The 21,608-nt window shown below is 66.8% G+C and carries 22 protein-coding genes; 6 read left to right on the top strand and 16 right to left on the bottom strand.

Annotation, left to right across the window (positions count from 1 at the left end; all coding sequences use genetic code 11):
- Positions 1–3: 3 nt before the first annotated feature.
- From ACFOPH_RS05805 to ACFOPH_RS05795, 3 genes are all read right to left on the bottom strand, one after another.
- Positions 4–939, bottom strand: a complete 936-nt coding sequence (locus ACFOPH_RS05805; protein ID WP_379734104.1) for a phosphate acetyltransferase — start codon at positions 937–939, stop codon at positions 4–6.
- A gap of 19 nt (positions 940–958) precedes the next feature.
- Positions 959–3,313: a DUF3141 domain-containing protein gene (locus ACFOPH_RS05800; RefSeq protein ID WP_379734102.1), complete on the bottom strand. Its 2,355-nt coding sequence runs from the start codon at positions 3,311–3,313 to the stop codon at positions 959–961.
- A gap of 134 nt (positions 3,314–3,447) precedes the next feature.
- Positions 3,448–5,460 (bottom strand): hypothetical protein, encoded by a 2,013-nt coding sequence (locus tag ACFOPH_RS05795; protein ID WP_379734100.1) that lies wholly within the window; start codon positions 5,458–5,460, stop codon positions 3,448–3,450.
- 428 nt (positions 5,461–5,888) lie between these two features.
- Here ACFOPH_RS05795 and ACFOPH_RS05790 point away from each other — a divergent pair, with 428 nt between their 5' ends.
- The 3 genes from ACFOPH_RS05790 (at position 5,889) to ACFOPH_RS05780 (ending at position 9,031) form a co-directional block, all read left to right on the top strand.
- Positions 5,889–7,082 carry an acyltransferase family protein gene (locus ACFOPH_RS05790; RefSeq protein WP_379734098.1) on the top strand — a complete coding sequence of 398 codons (1,194 nt, stop codon included), beginning with the start codon at positions 5,889–5,891 and terminating at the stop codon, positions 7,080–7,082.
- A gap of 152 nt (positions 7,083–7,234) precedes the next feature.
- Positions 7,235–7,672 carry a universal stress protein gene (locus ACFOPH_RS05785; protein ID WP_379734096.1) on the top strand — a complete coding sequence of 146 codons (438 nt, stop codon included), beginning with the start codon at positions 7,235–7,237 and terminating at the stop codon, positions 7,670–7,672.
- Between the two features lie 366 nt (positions 7,673–8,038).
- Positions 8,039–9,031 carry a site-specific integrase gene (locus tag ACFOPH_RS05780; protein ID WP_379734094.1) on the top strand — a complete coding sequence of 331 codons (993 nt, stop codon included), beginning with the start codon at positions 8,039–8,041 and terminating at the stop codon, positions 9,029–9,031.
- Positions 9,032–9,166: 135 nt separating this feature from the next.
- On the opposite strand, the gene lpxO is transcribed toward ACFOPH_RS05780, so the two are convergent.
- From lpxO to mltG, 11 genes are all read right to left on the bottom strand, one after another.
- Complete coding sequence (gene lpxO / locus ACFOPH_RS05775; RefSeq protein WP_312548782.1) at positions 9,167–10,066, bottom strand: lipid A hydroxylase LpxO; 900 nt, start codon at positions 10,064–10,066, stop codon at positions 9,167–9,169.
- A 194-nt stretch (positions 10,067–10,260) separates the two neighbouring features.
- Entirely contained in the window at positions 10,261–10,485 is a 225-nt protein-coding gene (locus tag ACFOPH_RS05770) for a DUF6139 family protein (protein WP_313704820.1), read from the bottom strand.
- A 124-nt stretch (positions 10,486–10,609) separates the two neighbouring features.
- Entirely contained in the window at positions 10,610–10,810 is a 201-nt protein-coding gene (locus tag ACFOPH_RS05765; RefSeq protein ID WP_312548784.1) for a hypothetical protein, read from the bottom strand.
- A gap of 210 nt (positions 10,811–11,020) precedes the next feature.
- Positions 11,021–11,710, bottom strand: a complete 690-nt coding sequence (locus ACFOPH_RS05760; RefSeq protein WP_312548785.1) for an ankyrin repeat domain-containing protein — start codon at positions 11,708–11,710, stop codon at positions 11,021–11,023.
- The gene (locus tag ACFOPH_RS05755; RefSeq protein WP_379734091.1) at positions 11,691–12,497 is read right to left on the bottom strand and encodes a TatD family hydrolase; all 807 of its coding nucleotides are present in this window, start codon (positions 12,495–12,497) and stop codon (positions 11,691–11,693) included. The genes ACFOPH_RS05760 and ACFOPH_RS05755 overlap by 20 nt, the downstream gene beginning before the upstream one ends.
- A 393-nt stretch (positions 12,498–12,890) precedes the next feature.
- Positions 12,891–13,742 (bottom strand): flocculation-associated PEP-CTERM protein PepA, encoded by an 852-nt coding sequence (gene pepA / locus ACFOPH_RS05750; protein WP_379737861.1) that lies wholly within the window; start codon positions 13,740–13,742, stop codon positions 12,891–12,893.
- 224 nt (positions 13,743–13,966) lie between these two features.
- Positions 13,967–14,488 carry a GNAT family N-acetyltransferase gene (locus tag ACFOPH_RS05745; RefSeq protein WP_312548790.1) on the bottom strand — a complete coding sequence of 174 codons (522 nt, stop codon included), beginning with the start codon at positions 14,486–14,488 and terminating at the stop codon, positions 13,967–13,969.
- A gap of 15 nt (positions 14,489–14,503) precedes the next feature.
- The gene (locus ACFOPH_RS05740) at positions 14,504–14,881 is read right to left on the bottom strand and encodes a PilZ domain-containing protein (protein WP_312548791.1); all 378 of its coding nucleotides are present in this window, start codon (positions 14,879–14,881) and stop codon (positions 14,504–14,506) included.
- 10 nt (positions 14,882–14,891) lie between these two features.
- Positions 14,892–15,926, bottom strand: coding sequence for a DNA polymerase III subunit delta' (locus ACFOPH_RS05735; protein WP_312548828.1), 1,035 nt, complete (start codon positions 15,924–15,926; stop codon positions 14,892–14,894).
- Positions 15,917–16,531 (bottom strand): dTMP kinase, encoded by a 615-nt coding sequence (tmk, locus tag ACFOPH_RS05730; RefSeq protein WP_312548792.1) that lies wholly within the window; start codon positions 16,529–16,531, stop codon positions 15,917–15,919. The genes ACFOPH_RS05735 and tmk overlap by 10 nt, the downstream gene beginning before the upstream one ends.
- On the bottom strand, positions 16,528–17,529 hold the full coding sequence (mltG, locus tag ACFOPH_RS05725) for an endolytic transglycosylase MltG (RefSeq protein ID WP_379734088.1): 1,002 nt from the start codon (positions 17,527–17,529) through the stop codon (positions 16,528–16,530). The genes tmk and mltG overlap by 4 nt, the downstream gene beginning before the upstream one ends.
- 100 nt (positions 17,530–17,629) lie before the next feature.
- On the opposite strand from mltG, the gene ygfZ reads away from it, so the two are divergent.
- Genes ygfZ through ACFOPH_RS05710 form a run of 3 tightly spaced genes read left to right on the top strand, consistent with a single transcriptional unit; the run spans position 17,630 to position 19,714 of the window.
- Positions 17,630–18,688 carry a CAF17-like 4Fe-4S cluster assembly/insertion protein YgfZ gene (gene ygfZ / locus ACFOPH_RS05720; RefSeq protein WP_379734086.1) on the top strand — a complete coding sequence of 353 codons (1,059 nt, stop codon included), beginning with the start codon at positions 17,630–17,632 and terminating at the stop codon, positions 18,686–18,688.
- Between the two features lies 1 nt (position 18,689).
- Positions 18,690–18,980, top strand: a complete 291-nt coding sequence (locus ACFOPH_RS05715; protein ID WP_379734084.1) for a DUF4936 family protein — start codon at positions 18,690–18,692, stop codon at positions 18,978–18,980.
- Entirely contained in the window at positions 18,971–19,714 is a 744-nt protein-coding gene (locus ACFOPH_RS05710; RefSeq protein WP_312548797.1) for an NRDE family protein, read from the top strand. The genes ACFOPH_RS05715 and ACFOPH_RS05710 overlap by 10 nt, the downstream gene beginning before the upstream one ends.
- Before the next feature lie 174 nt (positions 19,715–19,888).
- Here ACFOPH_RS05710 and ACFOPH_RS05705 read toward each other — a convergent pair whose 3' ends face one another.
- Both ACFOPH_RS05705 and ACFOPH_RS05700 read right to left on the bottom strand, forming a co-directional pair.
- A complete protein-coding gene (locus tag ACFOPH_RS05705) occupies positions 19,889–20,785 on the bottom strand; it encodes an SDR family oxidoreductase (protein ID WP_312548798.1) in 897 nt (298 codons plus the stop codon).
- Between the two features lie 11 nt (positions 20,786–20,796).
- Complete coding sequence (locus ACFOPH_RS05700) at positions 20,797–21,579, bottom strand: SDR family oxidoreductase (protein WP_312548799.1); 783 nt, start codon at positions 21,577–21,579, stop codon at positions 20,797–20,799.
- Between the last annotated feature and the right edge of the window lie 29 nt (positions 21,580–21,608).

Raw genomic sequence — 21,608 nt, 5'->3', positions numbered from 1 at the left:
GCGTCACCCGATCGGCTGCTGTTCGCGCCGGGCCTTGGCCACCAGCACCGCCACCGCGCAGGATGCGCGCCGGGTCATGACCGAATCGGCGCGGCTGGTCAGGATGATCGGCACGCGGGCGCCGAGCACGATCCCGGCGGCGTCGGCCGACGCCAGGAAGGACAGGCTCTTGGCCAGCATGTTGCCGGCTTCCAGGTCCGGCACCATCAGCACGTTGGCGCGTCCGGCCACCGGCGAGGCGATGCCCTTGATCCGCGCCGCCTCCGGGTCGATCGCATTGTCCAGGGCCAGCGGCCCGTCGACCAGGGCGCCGGTCACCTGCTTGCGGTCGACCATCTTGCACAGGGCCGCCGCCTCGATCGTCGAGGGCACCTTGGGATTGATGGTTTCCATCGCCGACAGCACCGCCACCCGCACCTCCTTGAACTGCATGGCGTGTGCAAGGTCGATCGCGTTCTGCAGGATGTCGCGCTTTTCCTCGAGGGTGGGCGCGATGTTGACGGCGGCGTCGGTGATGATCAACGGATCATCGTGGCCAGGCACGGACATGACGAAGCAGTGGCTGACGCGGCGCCCGGTGCGCAGGCCGGATTCCTTGCGCACCACCGCGCCCATCAGTTCGTCGGTATGCAGGCTGCCCTTCATCAGCGCCTCGGCCTTGCCCTCGCGCACCAGGTTGACCGCGGCCTCGGCAGCCGCCTGGCTGTACGGCGCGTCGACGATCGGGTAGTCCCCGATCGGGATCCCGTGCTGCTGCGCCACCGCGGCGATGCGTGCGGCCGGTCCGCACAGGATCGGCGCGATCAGGCCCATCTGCGCCGCCTCGATCGCGCCGCCCAGCGAACTCTCGTCGCAGGGATGGACGACGGCGGTCGGCAGCGGCGGCAGGCTCTTGCAGAAGTCGATCAGGCGCTGGTACTTCTCGTGCTTGTTGTCCATGGTGCCTCCCCGCTGCGTGCTATTTGGCCCCGGCCGCTTCGCGCCGCTTCCCGCCCGCTTCGGGCGGGCCGAGCACTTCGCGGATTCGATCGAGCATCTCGAGCTGCTGGGCGCTCGGCTGCACCGCCTGCACCCGTTCGTCCGCCATCAGCTTGTCGAGCAGGGTCAGCAGGCGGGTACGGTCGTCCGGATCGGACAGCAGCTGCGGCAGCGAGACGATCGCCTGCTCCGGCTCGTAGCGCGCGATAATCTCCTGCTCGCCGCGGATGCGCCGGAACTGCTCCGGCGCGACCTGCGGCAGGTAGGCCGCGTAATCGCGCGCCAGCTCGTCCTTGGTCTGCAGCCGGGCCAGCGGCAGCGGCTCGTCCTTGCGCATCAGGAGGTAGCCGATGCGCGCCACCGCCTCCGGATAGCCGCCCTCGGACACCGAGGCCAGCGCCTCCTTCACGAACGGCAGCTCGCGCGGCTCGGTCGGCGCCGGCAGTGCCGCGTGCTGGCGTCCTGCAAGATAGGTTGTGTACACATTGGCGTAGACACTGAAGAAGGAAGCCTCGGTGGCGGCGTCGCGCAGCCCGCGGTACAGGTCGAGCGAGGCGCTGAGCAGGTCCGACCCGGTGCGCTCGAGCTTGCGCAGCGGGTGGTCGTCCTCGACCGCATGGCGCTGCTGGCGCACCGACTCGGCCACCGGGCCGAGCCAGGCCAGCCAGGGATTCAGGTCCGACAGCGCCCAGTGCTGCACCCGCAGCGGATGGAAGCGGCGCATCAGGTCGGCCGTGAATTCGTTCGACACCGCCTGCACCAGGGGCTGGGCGAACAGCTCGTAGGCGCGCTGGTTGAACTCGGAGATCGCCTCGACCGCCTCGAACGGCTTCTCGTCGCTGCGCTGGAAGCGGTTCAGGTGCTCGGCCACCTGCTCGAGCTGGCGCTCGCGGAACTCGACCTCGTATTCCAGCTTGCCGTCGGCGCCGGGACGCTGGCCGATCTCCATCGCGTACAGGCCCGGCGGCAGGCGCTCGATGGTCTGCAGCACCGACACGATCTGGGAGTGTTCCTTCTTCGCCACCTTGCCGGAGACGAAGATGCCGAGGTGGCCGATGTCCTGGTGCACCAGGCCGACGATCACCTGGCCGCGCGCCTTGATCTCCTCGGTGCTGCCGTACAGGTCGGCGACCCAGTTGAAGGCCTGCTGGGGCGGCGTGATGTTGTCCCCCATCGAAGCGAACAGGACGATCGGCGAGCGGATCGCGCGCAGGTCGAAGGCGGTGCCGGAGGCCGACTTGACGTCGCCGGTCCAGAGCTTGTTGCCGACAAAGAGATTTTGCGTGATCCACTCGATCTCTTCGCGGTTCATCAGGTAATAGCCGCCCCACCAGCGTTCGAACTCGAGGAAGCGCGGCGGCTCGCTGTCGATGTTGGCGTACAGGTTGTAGTACTTGTCCCAAAGCGAATTGGCCGGGTTCAGGTTCTCGAAGTTGGAGACCAGCCAGGCGCCGTCGAACTTGCCGTTGCCGAGGTCGGCCATCAGCGACGCGAGCCAGGTGCCGCCCAGCATGCCGCCGCTGTAGCGCATCGGATTGTCGCCCTCGCCTTCGCTCCAGGCCCCGCCCCAGTAGGACATCGGTGCGCCGTTGATCACGACCGGGCCGGTATCCTCGGGCGAAGACGAACTGAGCATCATCGCCGCCCAGCCGCCCTGGCAGTTGCCGACGATGGCGGGCTTGGGACTGTCCGGGTGCAGTTCGCGCACCTTGCGCACGAAGCGCTGCTCGGCAGCGCAGACGTCGAGCATGGTCTGGCCGGGCTCGGGATCGCGGAAGAAGACCACGAAATACACCGGGTGGCCGGCGCGCAGCGCCACGCCGACCTGGGAATCGTCCTTGAAGCCGCCGATGCCGGGCCCGTGGCCGGCGCGCGGATCGATGATCAGGTAGGGCCGCCGTTTCGGGTCGACCACGACGCCCTCGGGCGGCGTGATCCGCAGCAGTGCGTAGTTGACCGGCCGTTCGAAGCCGCGCCCGTCGAGCACGATCTCGCTCTCGAAGTGCAGCACCGGCTCCAGGCCATGCACCGCACGGGCGACGTAGTCGTTGCCGCGCTGGCGCAGCGTGTCCCAGAACAGGACCGAGCGCTGCGCCGCGTCGACGGCGTAGCGCATCACGTTCCAGGGGGTGGGCAAGGCCGGCAGCGTCGGCAACATCGGCACCATCGGCAGCTGGCCGGGCACGATGCCCATGCTTGCGCCGTTCCCGCCGTCCAGCGCACTCCGCGCCTTGTCAGTGAATTGCTTGACCGCAGTTTCGCTCCGTCTACGGAGCAACAGGCCGACTTTCGCGCCGATGTCCGCGCTGCGCGCAATCCGGGTTCCTGCATCCATGGAAGACCTCGCTATCGGTTGACGTTGGTCGCATGTTCCCAAGCTTTGTGCAGGTGCACAATGCGACCAAAGTCGTACCCGGAGCGCGGCGCCGGCCGGCCGCGCTCCCGCTGGAGGCTCCGTGGAGCGTGCGCTCAACCGTTCAGCGCGATCGCTCCTTCCGCTACCGGGACCTGGGCGGCGGCCGCTGCCGGCGCCGCCGCGCCCGTCGCGGCCGGCGCGCTGTCGTAGTCGACGACCTCCTTGCCCGCGGCGCCGGTGTGGACGATGCGCACGCGCAGGCGGTCGCCGCTGCCCGCGCTGCCCGCATTCTGCGCGCCACCATCGACGGCCTCGACCAGGAAGCGGTAGCCCGCCCGACCATTGAACTGCCCGCTTCCTTCCAGCCGCACCTGCCGGCCTTCGCGCACCACGCTGACCACCTTCTGGCTGGCGAACGTGAACGGGCCCTGGAATTCCACGGTGGCGCGGTCGGCACCGGTTCCGGCCTGGCCGCCGATCGGCGCCCAGAACGCGAAGCGCAGCGCCTGGCCGCCCGCGCCGGCCGGGCGCGCCAGCGCTCCCTGGCCGCTGATCGCGGCAACGGCGGGGTCGCTCACGAACACCCGCCGGCTGGTCCGGGTGCTGCGCCCGGCGGAATCGATGACGCGCAGCGTCAGGCTGGCAGGTCCGGAGACGCAGAACCGATGCTGCAGGCGGACCTCGCCCACCCCGTTGGCGCTGCGTACCAGCGGATGCGGCGACACGCAGCCGTCGGTCCACTCGGCCACCGCACGATAGCCATCGTTGCGAGGGGTACCGATGAAGCCGAGGGTGGGCCGCACTTCCTGGCCGACCGTGACGATGTCGGGCAAGCCGTTCACCGGACCGAGCACGGGCGCGTCGCTCCCCGTTTTACCCGGACGCAGCAGGACCAGCCCCGCGTTTGACGCGGCCACGATGGCGCCGGCATCGTTGATCGCCAGGCCCGCGGTCAACACCAGCCCGGGCGGGCGGCGGTACACGAGTTCGTTCAGGTCGATCGGCTTGCTCAGGCCCCGCCACAGCGCGGCGCGCTCCCCGAGCGTGTTCAACGCGATCCGTCCCACCATCTGGGTATGGTTGTTCACGTCGGCGACACCGGTTGCCACTGCCGGTCCGCGCGGGAGCAGCACCAGCCCGCGCGCGCGCGACCACAGGTAGGCGGCCGCGCCGCCCGGCCTGCTGGTGTTGCCGACGATCTCGCCGCGATCGTTCAGGTTGGTGACGAGCTCGGGAAATTCCTCGATGCCGGCCTGGGCGCCGGTCCACACCAGGCGGCTGCCGGCGCCGCGGAAAAAGCCGTGGAAGACCACGTCCGGACTCCCATCCGGGCTGGTGAGACGGTAGCCGGCGGCATCGCCTTTTTCATTCACGTACTCGACCTGGCCAGGGCCCAGGCTCAGGGCGCGCCCGTCCCGGCCCCACAAGGTGGCCAGGACATCCTCTTCCAAGGCATAGCCTCCGGCCAGCGCGGCGTTGTTGATATCGTTGGGCCAGGAGCTCAAGGCCGGGACCGGCCCGAGCGGAACGATCGTGCCGTCGGGTTCCCAGCGCACCGCGCGATAGGGAATGCCGGGGTACGGCGCGTCGGGGATCGGCAGCGTTCCGGCCACCTGGTTGCGGTCGTTGATCGCCTGCGCGGTGCCGTCGCGCGGGCCAGGCAGCACACGGTAGCCGCCGGCGACGGTCCAGGTGAACGGAATCTGGATGGCGAGCGGATCGGTGGCAAAGGCCGAGGTGCCCGCGATCACGCCGCGGTTGTTCAAGTCGGCGACGCGCACGATGCCGCCCGCGAGCGAGCCCATGTCATGGACGTGCACGCCGTCGTAGAAACCCGCGCCGACATAACTCGGACCGCTGAAGGCGACCTGTCCCTTCTCGTTGAGATGCGCGTTGGTACCGGGCGGCGCGAGATTGATCACGCTGTACACCGGCTGCGTACTGCCGGCCTGGGCCGACTCGACGGTATCCGCTTGCGCCGCGCTTGCGCCAGCGGGCGACGCAAGGGCACTCGGCCCGGCGCCGCCACCCTTGGCCGCGCCGCCGGCCACGACAAGGAGCGGCAGCAGGATGCCGGCCAGGGCTTTTCTGCGGAAAGCGGGTGTGCTGAACGAATGCTGGTTCATGACGGATTCCCTTCGTGTGAAGTGAGTGCAAGATCTCAGTGAGTGCAAGATCTACGTGAGTGCACGGAAGTGCAAGGTCTGCCGGTGCGGGCGCCGGAACGGCATCGCCGTCCGGCGCCCGCCTCTGCCCGGTCCTCCATACTCTAGAGTCCATGACGTGGCTACGGGCTGATCAGGCACAAGACCTCGCGCAAAGGATGTCCTGGACGCGAAGCTTCCCTGTGGTAACGGATTGCACGGTGAAATAAAACCGTGTAGCAAGTTGCCCCCGCGAACCGGCCGGACAGCAAAACGTATTCCGCGGAGCACTTCCAGCATTACGGCCGGAAACACTGGCTCCGACAATCCGGCCGGCCCTGCGCGCTCGCAAGCCGGGCCTGCCGCCAAGGCTCTAGGATTTGATGCGACCAGACCCGGACGGAGGAAGCATGAATCCCGCAAGCGCGCCGCGCGTAAGCCTGCTCGGCAAGACCAACCTGGACGAATCCTTTCAGCATTCGATCCTCATCTCGGCCTTGCGCACCTGCGCGGCGCTGCAGGTGCTGGCCACGCACCTGCGCGGCGAGTTCTACCCCAGCCTGCGGACGGTCTCCGAACCCACGCTCTGGTACCAGGCGCTGGCCTTCCTGACCGGGTTCGGCCACCTGGCCGTGGTCATTTTCTTCCTGCTCAGTGGCTGGCTGGTGGGCGGCAGCGTGCTCAACAAGCTGGACCAGCCCCGGCTCCTGGCCTCGTATGCGATCGACCGCGTCACCCGCCTGTGGATCGTGCTGATACCGGGCTTTATCCTGACGCTGGCGCTGGGGACCGTGACCGGCAGTGTCGATCCGATACGGATCAGCTATGCCGCGGGCGACGAATACTCGCTCACTGCCTTCCTGGGTAACCTGTTCGGACTGCAAGGCATGGCCGTGCCCCGTTTCGGCGGCAACTATTCCCTCTGGAGCCTGGCGAACGAGATCTGGTACTACGCCCTGTTCCCCCTGCTGCTGCTGCCCTTCATCGGCAAGTCGCGCTTCACGAAGGCCGCAGGCCCGCTGCTGGCGGTGTTCATCGCCACGCAACTGTTGGCCGACATCAGCCTCTATTTCCTGATCTGGCTGCTCGGGGTAGGCTTTTCGCGCGTGCGCATCGTGCTGTCGCGCCCGGCGCGCCTGCTGCTGATCGCGCTGCTGGTCGCACTGGCTGCCTATCTGAGGCTCAGCGGCAGCATCGGGACCCTGATCGTGGCGACCTTCCCCGAGGATTTGCTGTTCAGCCTGCTGTTCCTCTGCCTGCTGGCCAGCCTGCAATTTCCCGCCGAGCGCAGCCGTCCCGGCAACCGGATCGCGATCGCGCTCGGCTTCCTGGCGCCGTTCTCCTTCACCCTGTACGTCATCCACTACCCGCTGCTGTACCTGATCAAGCACCTCGGCCAGCCATACGGCATCAGCCAGTTGTCGCCGACCGATCCCGCCTCGATGCTCGTGTATGGCGCGCTGTTCGCCGCGGTCGTTGGCTTTGCCTGGCTGTTCCACCTGCCCTTCGAAGCCCAAACCAACCGGCTGCGCCGTTTCGTCAAGCGGCAGCTGCTGGAACCGTCGGCCAAGCCTTACCCCGGTGCGCCGATGCGCGATTCCTGAGCGGGAGGGCGCAACATGGCCCGCGACAGGTTGCGCCCTCTCCCATTTGACCCGGATCAAGTCCGATAAGTGGTCCGGCGCGAGACTGAGGCCGGCTGCACGCGTTCGATCACGCGCGGTGCGGGGTCGCGCGGCTGCATCGAGGAGGCATCATGTTCAAGCACATTCTGATTCCCACGGATGGGTCGGAGCTGTCGGAACGCGCCGTGCTCGCCGGCGTCAGCTTCGCCAAGGAAGTCGGGGCCCAGGTGACCGGCGTGACCGCCCTGCCCGAGTTCCGTACCTTTACCCTCGACTCCGACATGATCGAAACCACCGAGGACGAGTACCTGGCCGCCAGCGAGCGGCGCGGCGACAAGTTCCTGGCGACGATCGTGGACGCGGCGCGTGTCGCCGGCGTCACCTGCAATACGGTGCTGGCGCGCTCGGACCGGCCGGCCGAGGCCATCCTGCAGACCGCGCGCGAACGCGGCTGCGACCTGATCATCATGGCCTCGCACGGCCGGCACGGAATCGGCAGCGTGCTGCTGGGCAGCGAAACGCAGAAGGTGCTGGTGCAGAGCGCCATTCCGGTGCTGGTCTACCGCTGACGGTAGCCGCGCGCTACCGCCCTTTGCCGCGATGCGGGAGGTAGCGCCGGCCTGGCCTGCCGAAGCGCTTGCGCCGGAAGCGCTTTCCCGCCCGCGCCGGCGTCGACATGGCATGCAAGCGTCGGCGGTGCGCCATGCGGCGCCCGCGCTTCGTCGTCGCCTGTTCCGGCGTCGACACCGTTGCGCTCCTGATCGGTGATGCGGGGAGCTTCGCTCGCCGTTCCTCCTCTTTCCTGCTAGCTTTGTTTGAGTTATGTTGGCTTTTTCGTAGTCGTTAGCGTTTGATTTATCGGTTTTTGTTGAATCGATCGTTGGTTAGTTACGTTTTATGTTATGGTGCATCATCTCCATCTGGGCTCGTTCGCCATGCATCAACTGACTTCGTGGGATGCCGACCCGGTTCGCGCATTCAGGGACTTCGTGACCACCACCGCTTTTGCCGAAACCGGGCGGCGCCCGCGTGCGGACGGCACGCTCAAGGGGCTGTCGGCGGAATCGGCAAAGATCTATATCTTCATGTTCAACAACCTGGCAAGCTGGATCATGGAGCAAGGCCTCACCTTCTCCACCGTCGGCCAGGCCGACCTGCTGCGCTTCATTGGCCGCACGGTCAAGGGCAAGCGCGTCCTGAACAGCAAGATCGCCTACCGCTACCTGCGCCTGCTGGAACGCTGCTATGAACATCTCGGGGTAACGCCGAATCCGGCGCAGCAGGCCATTCTCGGCATCGACCGCGCCCATATCGCAAAGGATGAGGCCGGACGCAGCCTGTCCGAAGATCAGCTGGAACGCTTCTTTGCCGCCCTGCCCGCACCGGCGCCGCGCCAGCGCCGCAGCACGCCTTTCGATGGCTGGAAGCGCCGCCGCGACCGGGCCATGCAGGTCGTCATGGCGCTGGCGGGACTGCGGGTGTCCGAAGCGATCGGCCTGCTCGTGCCGGAGGTCGGCCGCCAGGCTGCCCTCGACGGGTCGATCGTGCTGACCATCACCCCCGAAGCGAAGCACGACACCAGCTACGAGCACGAGGTTGCCCTCCCCCGCCAGGGCGCCGAGGAGCTGCGCGCCTGGCTGCAGGAGCGCGAGACGATGGCGATCCCCGGCCAGCTGGTGTTTCCGGCCAACCTGACCGGCGCCAGGATGACCAGGAAGACCGTCTACGTGCAGATGCGGGCGACCTTCGAGCGTGCCGGCATGGACCCGTGGCACTCGGGTGGGCGCACCCTGCGCAACACTTTCGCAAAACGCCGCCTCGAGAGCGGCGCGCAAGCCGGCGAGCTCAAGGACGAACTGGGCCTGGCGCTCGAACGCTCCGCCGCCGACTACAGGCTCACCCGTGTGACGCCCGATCCGGCCGACTAAGCCGCCCAATCAGCACTGTCGGTTAGTTACAAAATTCGAGGGGCAACAGGCCAGAGTCCGTTGGTTACAAAACCCTGGGGCGACAGACAAAAAAAGCGCCGCTCTCGGCGGCGCCTTGCACTCCGATCGAGGATCTCAGAGCCAGTAGATCAAGGCGGCGACGCCGACGATCAGGGCGACCTTGGTGATCTTATACGCGGTCTTGTTCCAGGCCTTGTAGCGGCGGCGGTACTGGCCCATCACGTGCGAGACGCGGAATGCCTTGCTGACGAAGCCGGTCTGGTCGCCGGTTTCGTTGGGCGAACTGGCGGCCGTCATCATGGTGCGGCCGAGCCAGCGGTTGATTGCCTGCATCCAGCGGTAGCGCATCGGGCGCTCGACGTCGCAGAACAGGATCACGCGGTCGCTGTCGCTGCCGTTGATCGCCCAGTGGATATAGGTTTCGTCGAAGATCACGCCTTCGCCGTCGCGCCAGCTGTGGCGCTGGCCGTCGACGTCGATGAAGCAGCGGTCGTCGTTCGGCGTGGCCAGGCCCAGGTGGTAGCGCATCGAGCCGGCGAAAGGATCGCGGTGCGGATTGAGCTTGGCGCCCGGCGGCAGTTCGGCGAACATCGCGGCCTTCACCGACGGGATCGCCTGCAGCAGCGCATAGGTCTGGGGGCAGAGGCGCTCGGCCGACGGGTGGCTGGCGTCATACCATTTCAGGTAGAAGCGCTTCCAGCCGGTCTTGAAGAAGGAGTTGAAGCCGGCGTCGTCGTTCTGCTCGGCCGCCTTGATCTTCTTGAGCGCCAGCATGTTCTCGGCCTCGGCGCGGATCACCTGCCAGTTCTGCTGCAGCGGCGCCAGCTCCGGGAACTGGCTCACCGGGATATAGGGCGTGCTCGGGACCTTCGAGAAGTAATGCATGAAGATGTTGATCGGCGCCATGAACGACGAGTGGTCGAACAGCTGGCGCCCGAACGGCAGGCGGACCTTGCCGCGGAAATGAATGTGCAGGATCGAAAGAAAATAAAAACCGATTACCGCCCACTTCATTGCACACCCCCAGGAACTGACCACACGGTCAACATCAACGAAAACAGGGCGCAAGAATAGCATATCCGCCAGGGGCTCGTCCGGCCGCCGGCGAATTCGACAGGAGATTGTCGCGTCCGTGCCGAAGCTCGCAGGCCGCGGCAGGACGACCGGCCGAACGTCCGCTGGCGGGCGCCGGCCGGGGGACTGCGCTGTCAGTGCAGCGCGGTCATCGCATAGCCTTTTTCGTCCAGCTGGCGGCTGAGGTTGTCGATGTCATAGTCGGGCAATTGCTCGGCATTGTCATCGACTTCGAAGGCACGGGCCTCCACTTCCCAGTCGGTGTTGGTGGCTTCTTCGGGGATGTTGCGGGTCTCCGGGACGGCCAGGTAGGAGAACTTGCCGTCGCTTTCGGCTCTGCGGTAAATATCCAGGCGCATAATCGTTTCCTTACAGTCAAAAGCTCGCTTTCGGATGAAAGCGGTCGACTCCACAGTAGGCGATCGCGCCCTGCGCGTCTGTTAATTGCCCCACACTCTGCCGGGAGCGGGTCGGGATAGGCGCTTACCGCCCCGATGACAGGCCCAGCACCCGCGCCGGCAGCATCACCACGGCGCGCAGCAGCTCGAACACGGCCTCGACGCCGATGCCCAGCAGGCGAAACGGGAGCAGCAGCAGCCAGACCAGCGGATAGGCCACCAGGGCCAGCAAGGCCAGCGGCCAGCAGACGAACAGCAACAGCAGCCACAACAGGAAGCCCAACATCGTATCCCCCTTCAGCTTATCGATGGCCGCAGTGTAGGCAGGCCGCCGGGCTGCGCGCAACGCGGCTGCGACGAATGGTGCCTTGGCCGGGCCAGGCTGCCGATTCCGGCGACGGACGGCGCAGCGGTGGGCGGCGAAACGCGGCGCTCCCCTGCCCTGGCCGCCTGCAGCGGGCCGGCACAGCGGAACTGGACGACCGGCCGCGGCCGATCAGCGTACGGCCTGGCGGATCGCCTGCGCCACGCGGGTCTTGCCGGCGCGCTCGGCCAGCTGCTCGGCGCTCAAGCCCTCGCTGTTGGTCAGCCGGGCGTTCGCGCCCTGCCCGATCAGGAGCAGCGCGGTGCCGTCCTTGCCTTCGCGCGCGGCCATCATCAGCGGCGTGTAGGCGCCGCTGCGCAGCGGCGAGACGGCGTCGATCTTCGCCCCGCGCGCGAGCAGGAGGCGCACGATCTCGTCGTCGCCGCTGGCGGCCGCGTAGTGCAGCGCGGTCCAGCCCGGCTGGTCGATCCGGGCGCCCTTCGCCAGCAGCTGCTCGACGGCCGCGCGGTTGCGCTTGAAGGCGGCCATCATCAGCGCAGTATTGCCGTTCACCGCCGTCGTTTCGAGGTTGGTGCCCGGATGGTCGAGGAAGACCTGGACCACGCGCATCGCGTCCTCGCGCAGCGCCAGCACCAGGCCGGGTTCGCCGCCGATCGGATTGCGCTGGTTGGCGTTGACCGTGGCGCCGATCATCGCCTGGACGGTCTTGGCGTCGTCGAGCTGGACGGCGCGGAAGAAGCGGGCCAGCGCGGCCCCGTCGGGCGCCGACGGCGCCGCGTGGGCCAGCCCGGTGCGGGCACAAGCAGCGGCGGCCGTCGCCGCAAGGAGGCTGCGCAGGACATCACGGCGCGCAAGGGTCATGTCCGGCCTTTCGGGCGTGCTGGAACAGGTTGAAGAAGTTTTCGCTGGTGCGGTCGGCCACTTCGCGCAGCGGCAGGCCCTTCAGGTTGGCGATGAACTCGGCCACGTGCGGCACATAGCCCGGCTCGTTCATCTTGCCGCGGTAAGGCACCGGCGCCAGGTAGGGCGAATCGGTCTCGACCAGGATGCGCTCCATCGGCACCGCGCGCGCCACTTCCTGCAGCTCTTTCGCGCTCTTGAAGGTGACGATGCCGGAGAACGAAATATAGAAACCCATCTCGATGGCGGCCTCGGCCACCGCAAGCGACTCGGTGAAGCAGTGCATGACGCCGGCCACGCCGCCCGCCGCCACGCCCGCGCCCTCTTCCTTCAAAATGCGGATGGTGTCCTCGCTGGCCGAGCGCGTGTGGATGATCAAGGGTTTGCGCGTCTCGCGCGAAGCGCGGATGTGGGTGCGGAAGCGCTCGCGCTGCCATTCGAGGTCGCCCTCGAGGCGGTAATAGTCGAGGCCGGTTTCGCCGATGGCGACGATCTTCGGATGGTCGGCCAGCTCCACCAGTTGCTGCACGGTGGGTTCGGGCGTGTCCTCGTAGTCGGGGTGCACGCCGACCGAGGCGTAAATGTGGGGATACTGCTCGGCCAGCGCGAGCACGCCCGGAAAATCGGGCAGGTCGACCGAGACGCACAGCGCGTGCGTGACCTGGTTCTCGGCCATCTTGGCCAGGATCTCGGGCATGCGCGCGGCGAGTTCGGGGAAATTGATGTGGCAGTGGGAATCGATGTACATGCCGACATTGTAAGGGCAGCCGACAGAGCGCGCCACGCGGGGTGGCGCTTCAGCTTTTCGTAGGGTGGGTACTTGTACCCACGCGGCTGTACTGCCGCACATTCGCGCTATGCCCTCCTGCCGCTATCAGGCGAGGGATCGCGGTTCCCGAAACGAGAAACTGCGCAGCGACGCCATGTCCGCATAAGGTGGGTACGAGTACCCACCCTACGAAAACTACCGGCGCCACAATTCCCGGGTGACCGGGAAAGATCCGGTGCGGTCCGCATCCGTACGACCGCGTGGACACAGGTGCCCACCCTACGACAGCGCCAATATTGGTCGATTCTTCGGCCCACAAACAAAAAGAGCGGCCGCAGCCGCTCTTTCCGCTCTTTCCTTACGCAGGCAAGATTACGCCGCGTTCTTGCGACGGCGCACTGCTGCACCGGCGCCCAGCAGGGCGATGCCGAACAGGGCCAGCGAGCCCGGTTCCGGCACTTCCGCGCCTTCGGCCAGCTTGAACTGGCCGTTGGTGCCGAGGAAGAAGTACTGGCCCGGCGCGTTGGCGTAGCTGCCGCCCGAGCAACCCGGACCCTGGAAGCCGCCGAACTGGCAAGCCACTTCGTCCACCAGGCGGTCGGTCGGACGGCCCAGGGTATTAGCGTTGGTAAAGGCGAACGACAGCACCGACGAACCCGACAGGTCCTTGCCCTCGCCGGTGAAGAAGTAGCCGGCGTCGAGCATGCCCGGGGCCGCCGATGCCAGCACCGTTACCTGGCCGTTGTTGATCGGGCTGCCGCTGGCATCGACCAGGCCGCCGCCGCCGGCCAGCACGTTGAACTCGGCGATCAGGTTGCCCAGGTTGGCGCCGAAGTAGCCTTCGGTGCTGCCGTACTGGCCATTGGTCGGGTTCTGGTACATCTTGATGGTGCCGCCGGTGAAGCTGAAGGCGCCGTTGAAGGTGCCGGTGCCCATGGCTTCGAAGGTGGCCGTGATGTTGCCGCCTGCATAGTTCAACGGGAACAGCTGGCCGTTGCTGTCGGCCTGCTGGATGTTGAAGACTGCGGATTCTTTGAATGTGAAGGAATTGGCGCCGCTCGAGGTCAGCTCGATGAAGGCGTTGCCGTTCACGTCCAGGTATTCGTTGATGACCTGGCCGTTATCGAAACCGCCGCCAGTCGGATTGAAGACCCAGTCGTTCAGGACCGGTGCTGCGGAGGCGGTACCCATGGTGCAAGCTGCGACAGCTGCTGCGCAAATCATTTTTTTAACAAATTTCATAATTCCTCTTAACCTGGTGGTCTTTGTAAGTGGGACCCACGATGTATGCAAGTCCCATGCCAGGAAAACTTTCTTATGAAAATCAATGACTTACGATGATATCATAATGCGCAAAGTATAGCTGTAAAGATTGTCGACAGTTTGTTGTGTCCACCAGGAATTAACAATGTGTGGATTGAATTGTTAAATGCCGCACATAGCGACCCTTATTCCACCACCCGCTTGCCCAGGATGATCAGGTCGCGCTCGACACCGTCGAGGTTCGCAACGCGCGGGAAATGGGCCCAGGTATCGAATCCGAAGGCGCGGAACAGCGCCAGGCTGGGCGCGTTGTGTCCGAAGATAAAGCCGAGCAAGGTATGCACCTTGATTTCCGGCGCAAAGGCGATCGCCTGCTCCAGGCAATAACGCCCGATCCCTTTGCCGCGCCAGCGTTCCGCAATATAGATCGACAGCTCGGCCGTGCCCGAGTACGCCGGGCGTCCATAGAAATTCGAATACGACATCCAGCCGATGACTTCGGGAGCGTCGGACCGGTCGTCGGCGGCATGGATCACCCACAGCGGACGGCGCTCGGGCGTGTGCTCGGCGAACCAGGCCTCGCGCGAGGCGACGCTGACCGGCTCGGTGTCGGCGGTGACGTCGCGCGAGGCGATGGTGGAGTTATAGATGTCGACGATGGTCGGCAGGTCGTCGCGGCGGGCGAGGCGGTGGATATAGGACGGCATGAAGGAAACAGGAATTTACAGGGTATGGGTGGCGCGCGAGGAACGCAGCGCGGCGCCGAGGATTTCTTCGATGCGGGTCTTGGCGCGCTGGCCGGTCTCGTCGGCCGGGAAATGGACGCCGATGCCTTGCGCCTTGCTGTTGTTGGCGCCGCTCGGGGTGATCCAGGCCACTTTGCCGGCGATCGGGTACTTGTTCGCATCGTCCATCAGCGACAGGATCAGGTAGATCTCGTCGCCGATCTTGTAGGGCTTGTTGGTCGGCACAAACATCCCGCCATTTTTCAGGAAAGGCATGTAGGCGGCGTACAAGGCCGCCTTTTCCTTGATAGCAAGCGACAGCACCGCCGGCCGCGGTAGCAGCGAAGCGTTCGGGTCGGTTGTATTGCCGGACATCGATTTCCTTTCAAACGGGGCTGCAGCAGCGCGTGTAATCGAGCAGCATGTCTTCGACAAACAGTTTAGCCGACAGGGGGTGGTCCGCCACCGCCCGCCGCTCGTTCGCCGACTTTACTGCACGCAACAGATTCCCAGTGTGCACGCTGGCGGCCAGGGCCGCAAGTTCCTTCTGGTAGCGCGGGTAGTAGCGCACCACGCCGGACAATTTCACCGAGAGCAGGTCGTACAGCCAGCGCTGCTGCCAGGCCACCAGCGCGGCCAGTGGCGTCTTGCTCAGCTTTTCGGCATTGCGCAGGGCGGCGTCGCTGCTCGGGCGCGCCAGGAAATGCAGCAGGGCGTCGAGTTCGTCGCGGCTGCCGGTCTCGGCCTGGGCACGCGCCGCCAGCGGCGCCCCGCCCTCCTCGCGCAGCCAGCTGTCGGCGTCCGGCACGCCCTGCTCCTTGAGCCAGGCCAGCGCCTCGGCATGGCCGGGCATCGGCAGGGCGAACTTGCGGCAGCGCGACAGGATGGTCGGCAAAAGGCGGTCCAGCCCGTTCGAGGCAAGCAGGAACACGGTGCCCGGCGGCGGCTCTTCCAGGGTTTTCAGCAGGGCGTTCGAGGCCGGCATGTTGAGCGCCTCGGCCGGGTACAGCACTACCACGCGCAGGCCCTGGCGGTGGGTCGAGATGTTCATGAAATCGGCCAGCGAGCGAATCTGCTCGATCTTGATCTCTTTCGACGGGGCCTTGGTCGACTTCGACTTCTTGTCGCCGTCGCCGCCCTCCTCGCCTTCTCCGCCCGGCTCGTCTTCCAGCGCTTCCGGCCGCACGCGGCGGTAGTCCGGATGGTTGTGCTGGACGAACCAGCCGCAGGACGCGCAGGCGCCGCAGGCCTGGCCGTCGGGCTGCACGTTTTCGCACAACAGGGCTTGGGCAAAGTGCTCGATGAAGTCGGCCTTGCCGATGCCGGCCGGGCCGTGGAACAGGATCGCGTGGGGCAGCCTGGCGCGCATCTGCTGCAGCTGCTCCCAGGCCTGGTGCTGCCAGGGGTAAATCACAACAATGTCTCCAGCGCCTCGCTGATGGTCTGGCGGGTTGCCTCGATGCTGCGGGTCGAATCGACGACCACGAAGCGCTCGGGGAATTGCGCCGCGCGGCGCAGGTACTCGGCGCGGCAGCGTGCGAAGAATTCGCCCTGCTCGCGCTCGAACTTGTCGAGGGTGCGGGTGGCATCCAGGCGCTCGCGCGCCACTTCCAGGGGGACGTCGAACAGCAGGGTCAGGTCCGGCTGCAGGTGCGGATGGACCCAGGCCTCGAGCGCCTCCAGCCTGGTGCGGTCCAGACCGCGTCCGCCACTCTGGTAGGCGAAGCTGGCGTCGGTGAACCGGTCGGACAGGACCCAGGTCCCGGCCGCCAGGTGCGGCTCGATCACCTGGGCCATGTGCTCGCGGCGGCTGGCGAACATCAGCAGCGCCTCGGTTTCCAGGTGCATCTTTTCGTGCAACAGCAACTCTCGCAGCTTTTCGCCCAGCGGCGTGCCGCCCGGCTCGCGCGAGGCGACCACCTGCCTGCCGCGCGCGGCCAGGAAGTCGCCGATGAAGCCGATATGGGTCGACTTGCCGGCGCCGTCGATGCCTTCGACAGTAATGAACTTGCCGCGCTCTATCATGGTCGTGCGATCCCGCGCTGGTACTGGTTGACCGCGCGATTGTGGTCGTTCAGGTTGTCCGAGAACTGGCTGGTGCCGTCGTTGCGCGACACGAAGTACAGGGCCTCGGTCTTGGCCGGCGCCATCGCCGCGGCGATCGACTGCACGCCGGGCAGCGAGATCGGCGTCGGCGGCAGGCCGTAGCGGGTGTAGGTGTTGTATGGGGTGTCGGTCTGCAAGTCCTTCTTCGCGATCTTGCCTTCGTAGCGCAGGCCCATGCCGTAGATCACGCTGGGGTCGGTCTGCAACATCATGCCGACCCGCAGGCGGTTCACGAAGACGCCCGCGATCATCGCGCGCTCGCTCTTCTGGCCGGTTTCCTTCTCGACGATCGAGGCCATGATCAAGGCCTCGTAGGGATTCTTGTAGGGCAGGTTCGGGTCGCGCTTTTCCCAGGCCGCGTTCAGGCGGTTCAGCATCATCTGGTGCGCCTGGCGGTAGATCTGCATGTCGCTGGAACCCTTGGCGAACAGGTAGGTGTCCGGGAAGAACAGGCCCTCGGGTTGCTTAAACTCGGGCGAGATCTTCGCCATCAGCTCGGCATCGGACAGCTTCGCCGTTTCGTGGCGCAGGGTCCTGGTGGCGGCGATCGCTTCGCGCATCTGGCGGAAGGTCCAGCCCTCGATGATGGTCACCGCCTCCTGGGCGAATTCGCCGCGCACCAGCTGCGTGAGCAGGCGCCGCGGCGAGGTGTCCGGTTTCAGCTCGTAGCTGCCGGCCTTGATGCGACCGGCGTCGCCGGTCACGCGCGCCAGCACCTGGAACAGGAAGGGGTTGATCGGCACGCCGGCCCTGGCCATCTGCTGGGCGGCCGCGTTCACGCCGCTGCCGGGCGTGATGGTGAATTCGATCGGCGGTTCCGCCGTGGTCAAGGGATGCTTGGACCACCAGGCGAAACCGCCGGCCGCCGCGACTGACACGATCGCGACGGTAATGATGATTTTTTTTATCAATGCCATTCTTGCTTTATGTGTTTTTGGCCGTCTCCGGCGCGAAATGCTCGACAACTCTATAATGAGGCCGTAATGATAAAGCCTAATTGCGAAGAATATTGGATTTATGAGCAACTGGACAGAATATCTGGCGTCGCACGGCGCCCGCTTCCATATTGACGAAGCCACCCAGGTCGAGGATTTCGGCCGCCCACTGAACGTCGACGAGCTGGCCGCCGGCTTCCTCGCCCCGGTGACCGACCTCGGCCTGATCGCGGTCGCCGGCGACGACGCCGCCGCCTTCCTGCACAACCAGCTGACCAACGACGTCGAGCATCTCGGCAACGGCGAAGCCCGGCTGGCCGGCTACTGCACCCCGAAGGGTCGCCTACAGGCGACCTTCCTGATGTGGCGCGATTCCGAGGCGATCTACCTGCAATTGCCGCGCGCCATCCAGCCGCCGCTGCAGAAGCGCCTGACCATGTTCGTGCTGCGCGCCAAGGCCAAGCTGCGCGACGCCACCGGCGAGGACGCCTTCGCGGCCGTGCTCGGCCTCGGCGGCGCGAAAGCCGAAGCGGCGCTGCGTGCCCAGGCCGGCGAACTGCCCGCCGCACCCTATGCCAAGGTGACGAGCGACAAGGGCACCGTGATCCGCGTGGCCGACGCCTTCGGGGCGCCGCGCTACCTGTGGATCACCTCGCCCGCCCAGGCCGAGGCGGCCTTCGCCACGCTGCGCGGAGAACTGGCACTGGGCGGCAACCAGGCCTGGCAACTGGCCGCGATCCATGCCGGCGTGCCGCAGGTGACCCAGCCGACGCAGGAGCAGTTCGTGCCACAGATGGTCAACCTCGAGCTGCTCGGCGGCGTGAACTTCAAGAAAGGCTGCTATCCGGGCCAGGAAATCGTCGCCCGCAGCCAGTACCTCGGCAAGCTCAAGCGGCGCACGACCTTGGCCACGGTCGAGAACGCGGCGGCGCGCGCCGGCGACGAGGTGTATTCCACCGTCGACCCCGAGCAGCCCTGCGGCATGGTCGTCAACGCCGCGCCGAACGGCGCCGGCGGCGCCGACATGCTGGTCGAGATGAAGCTCGCCGCCATGGAGGAAGACGTGCGGCTCGGCGCGGCCACCGGCGCGGCGCTGCGTTTCGTGCCGATGCCTTACCCGCTCGATGCGCTCGATCTCTAGGATGATCGACCTGTACGTGTATTACAAGGTGCGCGACGAGCATGCCGCGCAGCTCGAGCCGCTGGTGCGCGCCATGCAGGCGCACCTGGCCCGGGAAGCGGGCGTGGCGGTCCAGCTCAAGCGCCGTCCGGAAGCGCGCGACGGCCTGCAAACCTGGATGGAAGTCTATCCCGGCGTCGCCGCCGCCTTCGTGGACCGGCTCGCGGAGGCGGCCGCCGATGCCGGCCTGGCGCCGCTGACCGAGGGCCCGCGCCGTACCGAAGTTTTCGTGGAGTTCACCGCATGTGCCTGATCGTCTTCGCCTGGCGCGTCATCCCCGGCGTGCCCGTCATCGCCGCAGCCAACCGCGACGAGTTCTACGACCGTCCGACGGCCCCCGCCGCGCCCTGGCCCGAGAACCCGAACGTGATCGCCGGCCGCGACCTGGAACACGGCGGCAGCTGGATGGGGATCACGCGCGAAGGCCCGCACGGGCCGAAGTTCGCCGCGCTGACGAATATCCGCGCGCCGAGCGAGGTGCGGCCCGACGCCCCCTCGCGCGGCGCACTGGTGGCCGACTTCCTGCATGGATCGCTGTCGGCCGCCGAGTACCTCGAGCTGGTCGCCGCGCGCGGCGACGTCTACAACGGCTACAACCTGGTGCTGGGCGATGCGAGCGCCCTGTACTGGTACTCGAACCGCGCCGGCGACGACGCCCGCAACGGCCAGCCGCTCGAGCCCGGCCGCATCTACGGCATCTCGAACGGCCTGCTCGACGCGCCGTGGCCGAAGGTCACCCGCACCAAGGCCCAGTTCGCCAGCCTGCTGTGCCAGGGCGCGCCGGAAGACGCCTATTTCGAGATGCTGGCCGACACCACGCGCGCGCCCGACATGCGCCTGCCCGAGACCGGCGTGCCGATCGACCTGGAGCGGGTGCTGTCGGCGGTGTGCATCGAAACGCCGGGCTACGGCACCCGCACCTCGACGGTGGTCAAGTTGTACGAGAATGCGCCGGCCGAGCTGCACGAACGCATCCTGCGGCCCTGAGCCGGACTGCCGCGTAGGGTGGGCGGCTCCACCCTACGGCGCGCGACCCACGCGGCGCGTATGCCGCCCACGCGTTCGACAAACGGTCGGTTTGCCGCACAGGCGACCGCGACCGGAAATGAATCCCGGCCGCGGATCCTCGCGTGGGCTCGGGGAGCCCACCCTACGAGGGCCTTACAGCTTGGCCTTGAGGATGTCGCGGATGTGCGGCGTGGCCGCGTAGGGATCCGGCGGATTGCGCCCCTCGAGCAGGGCCTTCATGCCCTCCTCGACGCCGCCCAGCGCCTGCGGATGCGAGAAGATCCAGAAGCGCTTCTCGGCGATGGCCTCGAAGGTCATGCGCGATACGTCCGCGGCCGACACTTTGCCCGATTGCACCGCCTTGACCGTCAGCGCCTGCGCCGCGATCTGGCTGTTGGTCGGCCCGCCCTCGCCGCGCAGGTCTTCCGGCCGGTTGCGATGCGAGTGGCTGATACCGGTCGGCACGAAGTACGGGCAGAGCACCGAGGTGCCGATCGGCGCCCCGACCAGTTCCAGGTCGTGGTACAGCGTTTCCGACAGCGAAACCACGGCGTGCTTGGAGACGTTGTAGACGCCCATCGCCGGCGCGTTCAGGAGGCCCGCCATCGAGGCCGTGTTCACGATGTGCCCTTCGAAGGACGGGTCCTTCTTCGCGCACTCGAGCATGGTGCGGGTGAAGATGCGCACGCCGTGGATCACGCCCCACAGGTTCACGCCCAGCACCCATTCCCAGTCCTGCTCGCTGTTTTCCCAGAGCAGGCCACCCGAGCCGACGCCGGCGTTGTTGAACACCAGGTGGATGCCGTGGAAGCGCGCCACCGCCGAGTCCGCCAATTCCTGCACGTGCGCCGCCTTGCTGACGTCGCAGACCATGGCCAGCACCTCGGTCCCGCGCGCCAGCAGGGCGTCGGTGACCTTCTCGAGCGCGTCGGCCTGGACGTCGGCCAGCACCAGCTTCATGCCCAGTCCCGCCGCGGTCTCGGCGAATTCGCGTCCCAGTCCGCTGCCGGCCCCGGTGATGACGGCCACTTTCCCGTTGAAATTCTGCATGATGCTCTCCTTCAGACAGCGGATACGCCGCCGTCGACGGCCAGGATCTGGCCCGTGATGTGCTTGCCGGCGTCGGAGGCGAACAGCACCACCGCGCCCTTCAGGTCCTCGTCGTCGCCCAGGCGGCCGAGCGGGGCATCCTTGGCCAGCACGTCGGCGCCGATGGTCGACAACACGCCCTTGGTCATTTTGGACGGGAAAAAGCCCGGCGCGATCGAGTTGACGGTGATGCCGTGGCGTCCCCATTCGCCGGCCAGCGCACGCGTGAAATTCACGATCGCGCCCTTCGAGGTGTTGTAGGCGATGGTGCTCATGGTGCCCGGCGGATTGCCGGCCAGGCCGGCGATCGAGGAGATGTTGACGATGCGGCCGTAGCGGCGCGGGATCATCGACAGTTTCGCGACCGCCTGCGACACCAGGAAGATGCTGCGCACGTTCAGGTTCATCACCTTGTCCCAGGCGGCCAAAGGGTGCTCCTCGGCCGGGGCGCCCCAGCTGGCGCCGGCGTTGTTGATCAGGATGTCGATCTGGCCGAGGCGGCGCAGCGCTTCCTCGACGAAAGGCTGGACGTTCGCCTCGTCCGACAAATCGCAGGCGATGGCCGAGGCCTCGATGCCCTTGGCCGCCAGGTGGGCCACGGCGGTATCGAGCTCGTCCTGCTTGCGCGAGGAAAGCACCAGGCGCGCGCCCTGCTCGCCGAGCGCCTCCGCCATCTGCAGGCCGAGGCCGCGCGAGCCGCCGGTCACCAGTGCGGTCTTGCCTTGAAGTGAAAATAATTCCTGGGTAGTGCGCATGCCGTCTCCGTTGTTGTTTCTGTTATTGA

This window comes from Massilia haematophila (genome assembly GCF_042647645.1).
GTDB lineage: Bacteria > Pseudomonadota > Gammaproteobacteria > Burkholderiales > Burkholderiaceae_D > Telluria > Telluria haematophila.
Note: the sequence above shows the minus strand (reverse complement) of the source record. Positions and strands in the feature narration are given on the sequence as shown.